12 protein-coding genes are annotated in these 14,287 nt (G+C 66.2%); 7 read left to right on the top strand and 5 right to left on the bottom strand.

Annotation, left to right across the window (positions count from 1 at the left end; all coding sequences use genetic code 11):
* Nucleotides 1-72: 72 nt before the first annotated feature.
* A complete protein-coding gene (gene lexA / locus ACYJP6_RS21340; protein WP_459477631.1) occupies nt 73-684 on the bottom strand; it encodes a transcriptional repressor LexA in 612 nt (203 codons plus the stop codon).
* A gap of 224 nt (nt 685-908) precedes the next feature.
* On the opposite strand from lexA, the gene ACYJP6_RS21345 reads away from it, so the two are divergent.
* From ACYJP6_RS21345 to ACYJP6_RS21355, 3 genes are all read left to right on the top strand, one after another.
* Nucleotides 909-1,619, top strand: coding sequence for a TetR/AcrR family transcriptional regulator (locus tag ACYJP6_RS21345; protein WP_459477633.1), 711 nt, complete (start codon nt 909-911; stop codon nt 1,617-1,619).
* 80 nt (nt 1,620-1,699) lie between these two features.
* Nucleotides 1,700-2,692 carry a beta-N-acetylhexosaminidase gene (gene nagZ / locus ACYJP6_RS21350; protein WP_459477635.1) on the top strand — a complete coding sequence of 331 codons (993 nt, stop codon included), beginning with the start codon at nt 1,700-1,702 and terminating at the stop codon, nt 2,690-2,692.
* 11 nt (nt 2,693-2,703) lie between these two features.
* Nucleotides 2,704-3,447, top strand: a complete 744-nt coding sequence (locus ACYJP6_RS21355; protein ID WP_459477636.1) for an S-methyl-5'-thioinosine phosphorylase — start codon at nt 2,704-2,706, stop codon at nt 3,445-3,447.
* Between the two features lie 47 nt (nt 3,448-3,494).
* On the opposite strand, the gene mfd is transcribed toward ACYJP6_RS21355, so the two are convergent.
* On the bottom strand, nt 3,495-6,944 hold the full coding sequence (mfd, locus tag ACYJP6_RS21360; RefSeq protein WP_459477638.1) for a transcription-repair coupling factor: 3,450 nt from the start codon (nt 6,942-6,944) through the stop codon (nt 3,495-3,497).
* A gap of 154 nt (nt 6,945-7,098) precedes the next feature.
* Here mfd and ACYJP6_RS21365 point away from each other — a divergent pair, with 154 nt between their 5' ends.
* Nucleotides 7,099-8,541, top strand: a complete 1,443-nt coding sequence (locus ACYJP6_RS21365) for a glyceraldehyde-3-phosphate dehydrogenase (protein WP_459477640.1) — start codon at nt 7,099-7,101, stop codon at nt 8,539-8,541.
* Nucleotides 8,542-8,746: 205 nt separating this feature from the next.
* Nucleotides 8,747-10,141, top strand: a complete 1,395-nt coding sequence (gene sthA / locus ACYJP6_RS21370; RefSeq protein ID WP_145009533.1) for a Si-specific NAD(P)(+) transhydrogenase — start codon at nt 8,747-8,749, stop codon at nt 10,139-10,141.
* Nucleotides 10,142-10,659: 518 nt separating this feature from the next.
* Here the strand turns inward: sthA and ACYJP6_RS21375 are convergent.
* From ACYJP6_RS21375 to ACYJP6_RS21385, 3 genes are read right to left on the bottom strand one after another with little or no spacing between them, the layout of a single operon-like run.
* Complete coding sequence (locus tag ACYJP6_RS21375; protein ID WP_459477642.1) at nt 10,660-11,376, bottom strand: glycerophosphodiester phosphodiesterase; 717 nt, start codon at nt 11,374-11,376, stop codon at nt 10,660-10,662.
* Nucleotides 11,377-11,391: 15 nt separating this feature from the next.
* Nucleotides 11,392-11,682 (bottom strand): phosphodiesterase, encoded by a 291-nt coding sequence (locus ACYJP6_RS21380; RefSeq protein ID WP_459477644.1) that lies wholly within the window; start codon nt 11,680-11,682, stop codon nt 11,392-11,394.
* Entirely contained in the window at nt 11,679-12,230 is a 552-nt protein-coding gene (locus ACYJP6_RS21385) for a PilZ domain-containing protein (RefSeq protein WP_459477646.1), read from the bottom strand. The genes ACYJP6_RS21380 and ACYJP6_RS21385 overlap by 4 nt, the downstream gene beginning before the upstream one ends.
* A 107-nt stretch (nt 12,231-12,337) precedes the next feature.
* Here ACYJP6_RS21385 and ACYJP6_RS21390 point away from each other — a divergent pair, with 107 nt between their 5' ends.
* Both ACYJP6_RS21390 and lolD read left to right on the top strand, forming a co-directional pair.
* Nucleotides 12,338-13,588, top strand: coding sequence for a lipoprotein-releasing ABC transporter permease subunit (locus ACYJP6_RS21390; RefSeq protein WP_459477648.1), 1,251 nt, complete (start codon nt 12,338-12,340; stop codon nt 13,586-13,588).
* Nucleotides 13,581-14,282: a lipoprotein-releasing ABC transporter ATP-binding protein LolD gene (gene lolD, locus ACYJP6_RS21395; protein WP_459477650.1), complete on the top strand. Its 702-nt coding sequence runs from the start codon at nt 13,581-13,583 to the stop codon at nt 14,280-14,282. The genes ACYJP6_RS21390 and lolD overlap by 8 nt, the downstream gene beginning before the upstream one ends.
* Nucleotides 14,283-14,287 lie beyond the last annotated feature (5 nt).

Here is a 14,287-nt window from a genome sequence, read left to right on the forward strand (position 1 = left end):
CCCCCGATCAAGACTTCGGCGCAAGGCGAAAAGCAGTTGAATAGGGGCTGGCGATGAGGCCAGCCCTGGACGTCAGCGGCGGATGACGCCGACGCTTAACCCTTCGATGGCGAATTCCTGGGTGGAAAGATCGACTTCGATAGGGGAGAACTCGGGATTTTCCGCCAGCAGGGTGACCTGGTTGCCCGAGCGCTTGAATCTCTTCACGGTGACCTCGTCGCCCACCCGGGCCACGACGATCTGGCCGTTGTGCACCTCGCGGGTCACATGCACGGCGAGAAGGTCGCCATCTAGGATGCCGACGTCCTTCATGCTCATGCCCTTGACCTTGAGCAGGTAGTCGGCACGCGGCTGGAAGAAGGCCGGATTGATGGCGCAGTTCTCCTCGACGTTCTGCTCCGCCAGGATGGGGGCACCGGCAGCGACCCGACCGATGACCGGCAGGCTTTCGTCGGCCTTGCGCGAGGTATCCAGCCCCGGAATGCGGATGCCCCGGGAAGCGCCCGGCGTCATCTCGATGGCGCCCTTGCGCGCGAGGGCCTTCAAATGCTCCTCGGCCGCGTTCGGCGATTTGAAACCAAGCTCCTGCGCGATCTCCGCGCGGGTGGGCGGAAAGCCATTGGCTTCTAGGCAACGCTTGATGAAGGCCAGGATCTCGGCTTGTCGCGGTGTCAGTTTCAGCATGATGCACGTCGCGTCGTCTAATGATGCTGTGATTATATACAGTAACTTCGGGTGGCAGGCAAGGCCGTCGCCCAGGCTTCTGACGACAGGCTGGATTGCGCACCAGTGGCGGCCAAGGGGTGGGGAAGGCCGCTGGTTTCCGCGAGTCTCGCACCGGGCCGACATTGACTCCGATAGCGTTTGAAACATATGTTTCAAACGGAATTCATCTACCGAGGCAGATCATGGCGCAGTCGGATACCGTTGAGCGCATCCTGGATGCGGCCGAGCAGCTGTTCGCCGAGCGTGGGTTCGCCGAAACCTCGCTGCGGCTCATCACCACGCGGGCCGGGGTGAACCTGGCGGCGGTCAATTACCACTTCGGCTCCAAGAAGGCGTTGATCCAGGCGGTGTTCTCGCGCTTCCTCGATCCCTTCTTCTTCAATCTGGATCGAGATCTGGATCAGTGGCAGCCGCAGAATGGCGAGCAGATGAGCCTGGAGACGCTGCTGAATCTGCTGGTCGATCATTCGATCGCCATCAAGCCGCGGCATGGCAACGATCTCTCGGTGTTCATGCGGCTGCTGGGCCTAGCGTTCAGCCAGAGCCAGGGCCACCTGCGCAAGTATCTCGAGCAGAACTATGGCCGCGCCTTCCGGCGTTTCCTGTTGCTGATGAATCATGCGGTACCCGAGATCCCGCCGCTGGAGCTGTTCTGGCGCGCCCACTTCATGCTCGGCGCCGCGGTGTTCAGCATGTCCGGCATCAAGGCGTTGCGGGCCATCGGCGAGAACGACTTCGGCGTCGATACCCATACCGAGCAGGTGCTGCGGCTGATGGTGCCCTTTCTCGCCACCGGCATGCGCGCGCCCACCGCGATGCACGAGCCTGAGCTGGCCCGGGCGCAGTATCGGCCACGGCGGTCGACGCCCGTCGAGGCGGCCGAGACCTACTAGGCTGCGGGGGCGAGGGTGGCTGGGGTAAGCTTGCGTCCCTTTCACGGCGCCGTGCGCCGGAGCATTCGGACGAGGTACCCATGCAAGGCTCCCTGATGGTCGATATCGCTGGCACCTGGCTCACCGCCGAGGATCGGCAGTTGCTGCGCCAGCCGGAGGTGGGCGGACTGATCCTGTTCGCCCGCAACATCGAAACCCCGGGGCAGGTCCGCGAGCTGTGTCGGGCGATTCGCGCGGTGCGGCCGGAGCTGCTGCTGGCAGTGGACCAGGAGGGCGGTCGTGTCCAGCGGCTGCGGCGCGACGTGGTGCGCCTGCCGGCCATGGGCCAGTTGGCCGGACGCGCGGACAGCGTCGAGCTGGCTCGGCTCTGTGGCTGGTTAATGGCGACCGAAATCCTGGCGGTAGGACTGGACTTCAGCTTCGCCCCGGTACTCGACGTCGACCATCAACGCAGCCAGGTCATAGGGGCGCGCTCCTTCGGCAGCGCCGAGCAGGTGATCGAACTGGGCGGCGCCTTCATCGCCGGCATGAACGCGGCCGGCATGGCCGCCACTGGCAAGCACTTCCCTGGACACGGCTGGGCCGAAGCCGATTCCCACTATGCCATTCCCAGCGATGAGCGCGACCTGGAAACCCTGCAGCGTACCGACCTGCGGCCGTTCCAGGCGCTGCTGCCGAAGTTGGGCGCGGTGATGCCCGCCCATGTCATCTATCCGGCGGTGGATCCCCAGCCGGCCGGGTTCTCCCGGCGCTGGCTGCAGGACATCCTGCGCGGCGACCTGGGTTACCAGGGCGTCATCTTCAGCGATGACCTGTCGATGGCCGGCGCCCACGTCGCCGGCGATGCCGGCCAGCGCGTCGAGGCGGCGCTTACCGCCGGCTGCGACATGGGGCTGGTCTGCAATGACCGCGCCGCGGCCGAGCTGGCGCTGAGCCGGGTGCAGCAGCTGGGCGTCGCGCCCGCGCCACTGCTGGCCAGCATGAGGGCCCGGCGCCACGTGGATCTCGATTACCGGCAGCAGCCGCAGTGGAGCCAGGCTCTGCAGCGGTTACGCCAGGCTGAACTCATCTAGAGGACCTTCCCATGACCACCTACGCCATCATCGGCGGCACCGGCCTCACCGCGCTCGCCGGTCTGGAGCTGGACCAGGCCCAGACCTTCGACACCCCCTGGGGCGAACCCTCGGCGCCGATACAGCGCGGCCAGTACGCCGGTCGCCCGGTGCTGTTCCTGGCCCGCCACGGGCATCCCCATCGCATCCCCCCGCACCAGGTGAACTACCGCGCCAACCTCTGGGCGCTCAAGGAAGCCGGGGCCGAGGCCATCCTCGCGGTGAACGCCGTGGGTGGCATCCACGCCGCCATGGGCAGCGGCCACCTGTGCGTGCCCCATCAACTGGTGGACTATACCTGGGGGCGCGGCCACACCTTCTTCGAAGGCGCGGACCTCGAGCACGTCACCCATATCGACTTCAGCTTTCCCTACGACGAGCCCCTGCGTCAGCGGCTGCTCGGCGCGCTGCGTAGGCTGCAGCTGCCGCACAGTGACCATGGCGTCTATGCCGCCACCCAGGGGCCGCGGCTGGAGACGGCCGGGGAGATCGTTCGCCTGGAGCGCGATGGCTGCGACATCGTCGGCATGACCGGGATGCCGGAAGCGGCCCTGGCTCGCGAGCTGGGCCTACCTTATGCCTGCCTGGCGCTGGTGGTGAATCCGGCGGCTGGCAAGGTGCAGCGGGAGATCACCATGGCTGAGATCGAGGCCGTCCTGGCCAGCGGTATCGACCAGGTGCGCCAGGTACTGGCCGAGGTGTTGATAGCCGACTGATCGGCTCCTGCGCCGCTCCCGAGGGAATCTCGGGAGCGACGTGGGTTTCAACTGGCGGCCGGCGTCAGACGATCGAACAGGGCTTCCAGTACGTTGAAGCGCTCCTCGGCGCGTTCCATCGGCACCTGGAACTTGAACAGGGTCGCGCCTTCCAGCCGGTATTTCTTCGGCTGCGCCTGGATCATCTTCACCAGCACCAGCGGGTCTACCTGGGTATCGGCGGCGAATTCCAATCGCCCACCCTGGGGACCGGCATCCACCTTGACGATGCCCAGGCCTTCCGCACGCAATTTCAGCAGCGTCAGCCGCACCAGGTTTTTGGTCGGTTCCGGAAGCAGGCCGAAGCGGTCGATCATTTCCACCTGCAGTTCCTTGAGGGCTTCCTCGTCCGCCGCCGAGGCGATGCGCTTGTAGAGGATCAGTCGCGCATGGACATCGGGCAGGTAGTCTTCCGGGATCAGCGCGGGGACGCGTAGATTGATGTCCGGCCCACCGCCCAGGGGCTGCTCCAGATTGGGTTGCTCACCCTTGCGGATGGCCTTGACCGCGCGCTCGAGCATTTCCATGTAGAGGGTGAAGCCGACTGCCTGGATCTGGCCGCTCTGGCCTTCGCCGAGCAACTCGCCGGCACCGCGGATCTCCAGGTCGTGGGTGGCCAGGATGAAGCCGGCCCCCAGGTCCTGGGCGCCGGCGATGGCTTCCAGGCGCTTCTCGGCGTCCGGGGTCATGCCCTTGCGCGGCGGGGTGAGCAGGTAGGCGTAGGCCTGGTGGTGGCTACGGCCGACCCGGCCGCGCAACTGGTGCAGCTGGGCCAGGCCGAACTTGTCGGCACGCTCGATGATAATGGTGTTGGCGTTGGGCACGTCGATGCCGGTCTCGATGATTGTCGAGGCCACCAGTACGTTGAATCTCTTGTGGTAGAAGTCGCTCATCACCTGCTCGAGTTCGCGCTCGCGCATCTGCCCGTGGCCGATGCCGATGCGGGCCTCGGGCACCAGCTCCGCCAGCTCGCGGGCGCGCTTCTCGATGGTCTTGACCTCGTTGTGCAGGAAGTACACCTGACCGCCGCGCAGAAGCTCGCGCAGCAGGGCTTCCTTGATCACCGCGTTCTGCTCCTCCATGACGAAGGTGCGCACCGACAGGCGCCGCGCCGGCGGCGTGGCGATAATGGACAGGTCGCGCATGCCCGACACGGCCATGTTCAGGGTGCGCGGAATCGGCGTGGCGGTGAGGGTGAGGATGTCCACCTCGCTGCGCAGCGACTTGAGCTGTTCCTTCTGGCGCACCCCGAAACGGTGTTCCTCGTCGATGATGGCCAGGCCCAGGTCCTTGAACTTCACATCGCCCTGCAACAGCTTGTGGGTACCGATGATGATGTCGATCTTGCCTTCGGCCAGCTCGCGCGCCGCGGCCGCCACCTCCTGGGTCGACTTGAAGCGGCTCATCACCTCGACGCGCACCGGCCAGTCGGCGAAACGGTCGCGGAAGCTGTTGTAGTGCTGCTGGGCGAGCAGGGTGGTGGGCACCAGCACCGCCACCTGGCGTCCGCCGTGCACGGCGATGAAGGCCGCGCGCATGGCTACTTCGGTCTTGCCGAAGCCCACGTCGCCGCAGACCAGGCGGTCCATGGGCGTGCCGGCCAGCATGTCCTTGCGTACCGCCTCGATGGCGGCCTGCTGGTCCGGGGTTTCCTCGAAGGGGAAGCCGGCGGAGAAGGTGGCGTAGTCGACCGCCGGGTCCTTGAACGCATAGCCCTTGCGCGCGGCGCGGCGGGCATAGATGTCGAGCAATTCGGCGGCGACGTCGCGGACCTGCTCGGCGGCCTTGCGCTTGGCCTTCTGCCAGGCTTCCGAACCCAGCCTGTGCAGCGGCGCCAGGGCATCGTCGGTGCCCGAGTAGCGGGCGATCAGGTGCAGGCTGGCCACCGGTACATAGAGCTTGGCGTCGTCGGCGTATTCGAGCAGCAGGAATTCCTGGGGCTGGTCGTCCAGCTCCAGGGTGATCAGGCCCATGTAGCGGCCGACGCCATGGTCGATGTGCACCACTGGCGCGCCTTCGCGCAGCTCGGTGAGGTTCTTGATGACGTTGTCGCCGGCGTCGCGGCCCTTCTCGCGCCGGCGGCGCTGCATGATGCGCTGGCCGAACAGCGGATTCTCCGGGATCAGGGCGACGCCGGCGTCATCCAGTACCAGGCCTTCGTCCAGCGGCGCCAGGGCGATGGCGATGCGCTCGGCGCTCGCCTGGAAGGCCGCCCAGCCGTCGACCTGGCCGGGGCGCAGATTCAGCCGCGCCAGCAATTCCAGCAGCACCTCGCGGCGGCCCGCGCTCTCGGCGGTGAACAGCACGCGACCGGGGAAATCGGTGATGAAGTGCTCCAGCGCCGCCAGCGGCTGGCTGGCCTTGGCGTCAATGGCCAGGTCCGGCAGCGCCCGCGCGGCAAAGCGCTCGCGGCCCACGCCGGACTCCAGGTCCTCCGCGCCGATGACCACCCGTGGCCAGTTCTTCAGCCGGGCGAAGCAGTCTTCCACCGGTAGGAAGACTTCGGCCGGTGGCAGCAACGGGCGCTCCGGATCGACCCGGCGGTCCTCGTAGCGGGCACGGACGTCGGTCCAGAATTGCTCCGCCGCCTGCTCGATGCCCGGCAGGGAGAACACCTGGGTGTTGGCCGGCAGGTAGTCGAAGAGGGTGGAGGTCTCGTCGAAGAACAGCGGCAGGTAGTACTCGATGCCCGCCGGGGTGATGCCGCTGGCCAGATCCTGGTAGATGGGGCAGCGCCGGTAATCCACGTCGAAACGCTCGCGGAAGCGTGCGCGGAAGCCGGTTACGGCTTCCTTGTGCAGCGGGAATTCCCGCGCCGGCAGCAGGCGAATGCTGGCGACCTTGTCGATGGACCTCTGCGTTTCCGGATCGAAGGTGCGCAGCGTCTCGATCTCGTCGTCGAACAGGTCGATTCGGTAGGGCAGGCTGCTGCCCATGGGGAAGAGATCGATCAGGGCGCCGCGCACGGCGAATTCACCATGCTCGTACACCGTATCCACATATCTATAGCCGGCCGCTTCCAGGCGCGCGCGGGTAGCCTCCACGTCCAGCCGCTGGCCGACGTCCAGCACCAGGCTGCTGCCGAGCAGGAAACGCGTGGGCGCCAGGCGGTGTAGGGCGGTCGCCAGAGGGACTACCAAAATGCCGTGGGAGAGCTCCGGCAAGCGATAAAGGGTAGCCACCCGCTGGGAGATGATGTCCTGGTGGGGCGAGAAGACATCGTAGGGCAGCGTCTCCCAATCGGGGAAATTCAGCACCGGAAGTTCAGGGGCGAAGAAGCGCAGTTCCTGCTCCAGGCGATCGGCGGTCTGGCTGTCCTGGGTGATCAGCAGCGTGAAGCGGCGTGTCGCGGCCTTGGCGGCTTCAGCGATGGCGAGGGCTAGCGCGGCGCCGGGCAGGTTGCCCCACTGCTGGCGGCCGGCGGTTTCAGGAATTGACGGGGTACGCAAAACTGACACGCGGGCGGAACTCCGGTGGATTTCGGGAGGGTTGGGATTGTAACGACCGGGCATTCACGCTGTCAGTGCAGCAACGCGCGTTGATTGCCTGGGACAGGCTGCGCGGTCATAATGTAGTTCCTTTTTTCAGCTCCTACATAGGGAAGGATTTGTCGTGAGTCAGAAGCCTGAGCAGTGCCTTGAAGAATGGATCGATCGCGAAGCGCTCGCCGAGGCCATGATTCCCCTGATTGGTCAGCTGTACCGGAACAACAATGTTGTGACCTCGATTTACGGTCGCGGTTTGGTCAACCGTTCGGTGATCTCCATCCTCAAGGCCCATCGTTTCGCGCGCCAGATCGACAACGTCGAGCTGTCGGTGCAGGACACCTTCCCGCTGGTGAAGGCCCTGAGCGAGCTGGAACTGGGTGCCGCCTCCATCGACCTGGCCCGCCTGAGCCTGAAGTTCAAGGCCGAGGGTGCCGGTCGCGACCTCAAGGACTTCCTGCGCAGCGAGCTGTCCGCCGTGGTCGGCAAGCAGGGTGTCGAGCAGCGTAAGGGCACCGACGTCGTCCTGTACGGATTCGGTCGCATCGGTCGCCTGCTGGCCCGCATCCTCATCGAGCACCAGGGTAGCGGCGACGGCCTGCGCCTGCGCGCCATCGTCGTCCGCAAGGGCGCCGATAACGACCTGGTCAAGCGTGCCAGCCTGTTGCGTCGCGATTCGGTGCACGGCTCCTTCGACGGCACCATCACCGTCGACGAGGCCAACAGCACCCTGTGTGCCAACGGTACCCTGATCAAGGTGATCTACTCCAACGATCCCACCAGCGTCGACTACACCCAGTACGGCATCCAGGATGCCATCGTGGTCGACAACACCGGCAAGTGGCGCGATGCCGAGGGTCTGGGCCAGCACCTCAAGTGCAAGGGGGTTTCCCGCGTGGTGCTGACCGCACCGGGCAAGGGCAGCCTGAAGAACATCGTGCATGGCATCAACCATGACACCATCACCGCCGAAGACACCATCGTCACCGCGGCGTCCTGCACCACCAACGCCATCGTGCCGATCCTCAAGGCGGTCAACGACAAGTACGGCATCGTCAACGGCCATGTCGAGACGGTGCACTCGTACACCAACGACCAGAACCTGATCGACAACTTCCACAAGGGCGATCGCCGGGGCCGCAGCGCCGCGCTGAACATGGTGATCACCGAGACCGGCGCCGCCAAGGCCGTGGCCAAGGCCCTGCCGGAACTGGCCGGCAAGCTGACCGGCAACGCCATCCGCGTGCCGACGCCCAACGTCTCCATGGCGATCCTCAACCTGAACCTGGAGAACGCCACCAGCAAGGACGAGATCAACGAGTATCTGCGCACCATGGCGCTGCATTCGCCACTGCACAAGCAGATCGACTTCGTGAATTCGCCGGAAGTGGTGTCCAGCGACTTCGTCGGCTCCCGCCATGCGGGCGTGGTCGATGCCGGTGCCACCATCGTCAGCGACAACCGGGTCGTACTCTACGTCTGGTACGACAACGAGTTCGGCTACAGCTGCCAGGTCGTACGGGTGCTGGAAGAAATCGCGGGCGTCAACCCGCCGGCCTTCCCGGCCTGAGTCTTGCGCGCTAGGCAAGGCTGACTTGCGAGAAAAAACGGGAGCCCAGGCGGCTCCCGTTTTCGTTTTGTATGGGTTTTGCGCCACAATAGCCACCCGTGACAAGAGGTCGCAGCCCTGGGCTTGCGTCTCACGTCGGACGGCCTCGCGAGGCTGCCCGGCTCCAGCCGTCGCCTGCGGACGGCTAACCTTCTAAGGAGAAAGCATGGCGGTCTATAGCTACGATGTGGTGGTACTGGGTTCGGGACCGGCAGGCGAGGGCGCGGCGATGAACGCCGCCAAGAATGGTCGGCGGGTGGCGGTGGTGGACAATCGCCAGGTGGTCGGCGGCAACTGCACCCACCTGGGCACCATTCCGTCCAAGGCGCTGCGCCATTCGGTCAAGCAGATCATCCAGTTCAACACCAACGAGATGTTCCGCTCCATCGGCGAGCCGCGCTGGTTCTCCTTTCCCGATGTGCTGCGCAGCGCCGAGCGGGTGATCGCCCGCCAGGTGTCCTCGCGCACCAGCTACTACGCGCGCAACCGTGTCGACCTGTTCTTCGGTACCGCCAGCTTCGCTGACGAGAACACCATCGAGATCGTCAACCTGCGCGGCGACCTGGAGCGCCTGGTGGCCAAGCAGGTCATCATCGCCACCGGCTCGCGGCCCTATCGCCCCATGGACGTGGACTTCAGCCATCCGCGCATCTATGACAGCGACACCATCCTGTCGCTGACCCACACCCCGCGCCGGCTGATCATCTACGGCGCCGGGGTGATCGGCAGCGAATACGCATCGATCTTCAGTGGACTCGGCGTACTGGTCGACCTGATCGACAACCGCGACCAGTTGCTCAGCTTCCTCGACGACGAGATCTCCGATGCCCTGAGCTATCACCTGCAGAACAACAACGTGCTCATTCGCCACAACGAAGAGTACGAGCGTATCGAGGGCCAGGAACACGGGGTGGTGCTGCACCTGAAGTCCGGCAAGAAGCTGCGCGCCGATGCCCTGCTCTGGTGTAACGGCCGCACCGGCAACACCGATCACCTGGGGCTGCCGAACGTGGGCATCTCGGTGAACAGCCGTGGCCAGGTCAGCGTCGACGAGAACTACCGGACCTCGGTGGGCAACATCTACGCTGCGGGCGACGTCATCGGCTGGCCGAGCCTGGCCAGCGCCGCCTACGACCAGGGTCGTTCGGCCTCGGATAACATCCTGCACGACAACAACGGGCGGGTGGTCAACGACATTCCCACCGGCATCTACACCATTCCGGAGATCAGTTCGCTGGGCAAGACCGAGCGCGAGCTGACCCAGGAAAAGGTGCCCTACGAGGTGGGCAAGGCCTTCTTCAAGAGCATGGCGCGGGCACAGATCTCCGGCGAACCGGTGGGCATGCTGAAGATCCTCTTCCACCGCGAGACGCTGCAGGTGCTCGGCGTGCACTGCTTCGGCGACCAGGCCTCGGAGATCCTGCACATCGGCCAGGCGATCATGAACCAGCAGGGCGAGGCGAACAGCATCCGCTACTTCGTCAATACCACCTTCAACTACCCGACCATGGCCGAGGCCTACCGGGTGGCGGCCTTCGATGGCTTGAATCGGTTGTTCTGAGTCGGCTCACATCGTGGCCATGGGCCGCTCCTACAGGATCCGTAGGAGCGGCCCATGGCCGCGATCATCTGTGATCAAGACTGCGTAGGAGCGACCGCGTCGGCGGACCGCCATGGCCGCGATGATAGGTAGGTTGGGCTGAGCGTAGCGAAGCCCAACAGTGCCACGTTCGAGATGGGCTGTTGGACTTCGACGGTGGAGCTGCCTCAGCCCAACCTACGAAAGCTCAACTTACCGGCTATCGCGGCCATGGGCCGCTCCTACCGGCACGGACGTCACCGTCGGAGCGGCCGCATCGGCGGATCGCCATGGCCGCGAGGGGAGCCGATCCAGAACCGTAGCGTGGAAAACGGCGGCGCCTTTTCCACTGCAAGTTCGCTACGGGGAGCACCCTCACCCCAACCCTCTCCCATGGGGAGAGGGGGCTAGTCGAGCAGCACCGTCAGCCCAGGCAGCTCGTAGGTTGGGTTGAGCGCAGCGAAGCCCAACACGCCCCAGGCTTCGACCCGCGCCAGCTGCTACCCCAACGTTCGCCGCGCCAGGCTCGGAAAATCGGTGATCAGGCTGTCTGCACCGAAATCAGCCAGGCGGCGCATCAGGCTGGCGTCGTTCACCGTCCAGACCGAGACATGCAGGCCCTGGCGCTGGGCCTTGAGCAGGCGTTCCGGGGTACACAGCGTCCAGTTCAGCGCCAGCAGGTGGCACCCGTAGTGGGCCGCGACCTTGAGCGGATCCAGCCAGGCGTATTCCGCCACCAGGCCGCGCGCCAGGTGTGGCGTATCGCGCTGCAGGGCGCGCAGGACCTCGCGCGAGGAGCTGGTCACAGTCACCCTGTCCTGCAGGCCGAACTCCGCAACCAGCTGAGCGATGGCCTTGACGGTCTGCGCCGCGCGCACCCGCGAGGCGCTCTTCACTTCCAGTTGCCAGTGCTCGAAGTGGCATTGCTCGAACAGCTCGCGCAGGGTCGGGATGGGGCTGGGACGTTGCCAGACCGGTCCGCCCTGGCGGGCATCCAGGGCCACCAGGTCGGCGACGAGCTTCTCGCTGACCTTGCCGCCACGGCCGGTGGTGCGTTTCAGGGTCGGATCATGGATCACCACCAGCTCGCCGTCCCGGGAGAGGTGCAGATCCAGCTCGCAGCGCCTGACGCCCAGCTCCAGGCACAGCTCGAAGCCGGCCAGGGTGTTTTCCGGGGCTTCGCCGCGGGCGCCGCGGTGTCCGTAAATAAGGGTCATGAAGGCTCCTTGGCGCTAGGGTGAGGGGACCGGGCGCCGCGGTTCGCGGACCGCATCCAGCACCCGGTCGTTTTCGAAGTAGACACTGAACTCGCGATAGTCCCAGCGGCGAATGGGCGGCCGGCCGACGGGGGCGTGCTCTTGGTCGGGCAGGCCGAAGCGCTCCAGCACCTGGCTACGACTGTCACCGCGTGCCGGCAGAGGGGTGCCGGGATCGCCCTGCTGGCCGAGTGCAATCTGCAGGGTCTCGGCGCCGCCGGGGAGGGCGGCGCCCAGCAGCAGGAGCGCCAGCCAGGTGCGATTCACGCCTCGTCTCCGCGGTCGGCGCGGCGGACCCGGGCCTGCTGGCGCAGGACATGGCGGGCCAGCAACTGGCGCTGGGCGTCTTCCAGCGCGATGAAGCTGGTGCCGATTTCGTAACCGCCGGCTACCGCCTGGCAACCGGTCACCTCGGCCAGCACCTGCAGGCCCAGGCCCTGGGGCGGCAGGGCCATGCGCAGGTCGAGCCGGGTGCCCAGGGCATAGGGTTCGGCGTCGACGAAGGCCAGGCCGCCCTCGGACAGCACCACGTCGCGGGTGGCGCCGCTGTCGTGCAGGAGGTTCCAGGTGAAGGCCTGGCCGAGCAGGTCGAGGCGCTTGTGCACCAGCCGCAGGCAGGCGGTGACGGCGCGGTCGCGCTCGTCCAGGTTGCGCAGCAGGTGACGGGATTCGAATTCCAGCTGATGCAGTTCACTCAGGAGTGCGAACAGCGGCGCGGTCTCGCCGGGGACCCCGTCGGCAGGGCTGATTTGCAGTGCGATACGGTCGGTGATGCGATAGTATTCCCGCCGTTCACGCGCGTCTGGGGTGGTCATGTCGGGCCGCTCCGTGGGTGATGGCCCCGAGTGTAGCCGGCGAGCCGGCACGGTGTCGCCGTCCAACCCGCCGGGCGCCTACGTCTTTCCGCCGTGCAAGCGAGCCTATGTTCAGACCCCTGCCGATCTACCTTGGCCTGCGTTACGTCCGCGCCAAGCGCCGCAATCATTTCGTCTCCTTCATCTCGCTCACCTCCATGATCGGCCTGGCCCTCGGCGTCGTCGTCATGATCGTGGTGCTGTCGGTCATGAACGGCTTCGACCGCGAGATGCGCGACCGCGTCCTCGGCATGATTCCCCACGCGACGGTGGAGTCCTACCAGCCCGTGCTCGACTGGCGCAGCGTGCGCGAACGGGCGCTGCAGAACAGCCAGGTGGCCGCGGTGGCGCCCTTCACCCAGTTGCAGGGCATGCTGGCCAATGGCAAGGCGGTGCAGACGGTGCTGCTCAACGCCATAGCGCCGGCCGAGGAGCCCAAGGTCTCGATCATCGCCAGCTTCATGCGCCAGGGTAAGCTCGACGACCTCAAACCGGGCGAGTTCGGCATCATCATCGGCTCGCTGGCCGCCGAGAAACTGGGCGTCAAGGTCGGCGACAAGGTCACCTACATCGCCCCCGAAGTGGCCGTGACCCCGGCGGGCATGTTCCCGCGCATGAAGAGATTCACCGTGGTGGGCATCTTCAGCGTCGGCGCCGGCGAGCTGGATGGCTCGGTGGGCCTGATCGACATCGAGGACGCCGCGCGGCTGCAGCGCTGGCCGGCGGAAGCGGTACAGGGCGTGCGCCTGAAGCTGCACGACCTGTTCCAGGCGCCGGATGTGTCCTGGAACATCGCCCGCCAACTGCCCGGCAACGACTGGTACGCCCGTGACTGGACTCGCACCCACGGCAACCTCTACCAGGCCATCGGCATGGAAAAGACCATGATCGGCCTGCTGCTCCTGCTGATCGTCGCCGTGGCCGCCTTCAACATCGTCTCCACCCTGGTGATGGTGGTGACCGACAAGAAATCCGACATCGCCATCCTGCGTACCCTGGGCGCCACGCCGCGGCAGATCATGGCGGTGTTCATGGTCCAGGGGACCTTCATCGGCGTCATCGGCACCGCCATCGGCTGCGTGCTGGGGGTGCTCGCCGCGCTCAACGTCAGCGCTGCCCTGGCCTGGGTGCAGCAGGTGACCGGCCACCAGTTCCTCAATGCCGAGGTGTATTTCATCGACTACCTGCCGGCGCAGCTGCAGCTGCACGACGTCCTGCTGGTCTGCGGCGCGTCCTTCGCCCTGAGCTTCCTGGCCACGCTCTATCCCTCCTGGAGCGCCGCCCGTACCCAACCCGCCGAGGCCCTGCGTTATGAATGATCGAGCCGTTTTGCGTTGCCAGGACCTGGGCAAGCGCTACGAGGAAGGCCCCCAGACCGTCGAGGTGCTGAGCAACGTCCAGCTGACCCTGCAGCCGGGCGAGCGCGTCTCCATCGTCGGCAGCTCGGGGTCCGGCAAGACCACCCTGCTGAACCTGCTCGGCGGCCTGGATACCCCCAGCAGCGGCAGCGTCTGGCTCGACGGCGAGGAGCTGTCGGCGCTGAACGAGAAGGCCCGCGGTCTGTTGCGCAACCGCGCCATGGGCTTCGTCTACCAGTTCCACCACCTGCTGCCCGAATTCAGCGCCCTGGAAAACGTCTGCATGCCGCTGCTGATCGGCAAGGCCTCCATCGGCGAGGCCCGCGAACGGTCCGCCAAGCTGCTGGAGCGGGTCGGCCTCGGTCATCGCCTGGGGCACAAGCCGGCCGAGCTGTCCGGTGGTGAACGCCAGCGCGTGGCCATCGCCCGCGCCCTGGTCAACCAGCCCAAGCTGGTATTGCTCGACGAGCCCACCGGCAATCTCGACCAGCACACCGCCCACGGCATCCAGGACCTGATGCTGGAGCTGTCCACCTCGCTGCGCACGGCCTTCCTGGTGGTGACCCACGACCAGGCGCTGGCCGGCCAGATGGACCGGATGCTGCGCCTGGACGAAGGCCATCTGGTCGACGCCACGCCGGCGCGGCAGGGCTGAGGTCG

The organism is Pseudomonas sp. No.117 (genome assembly GCF_054558395.1).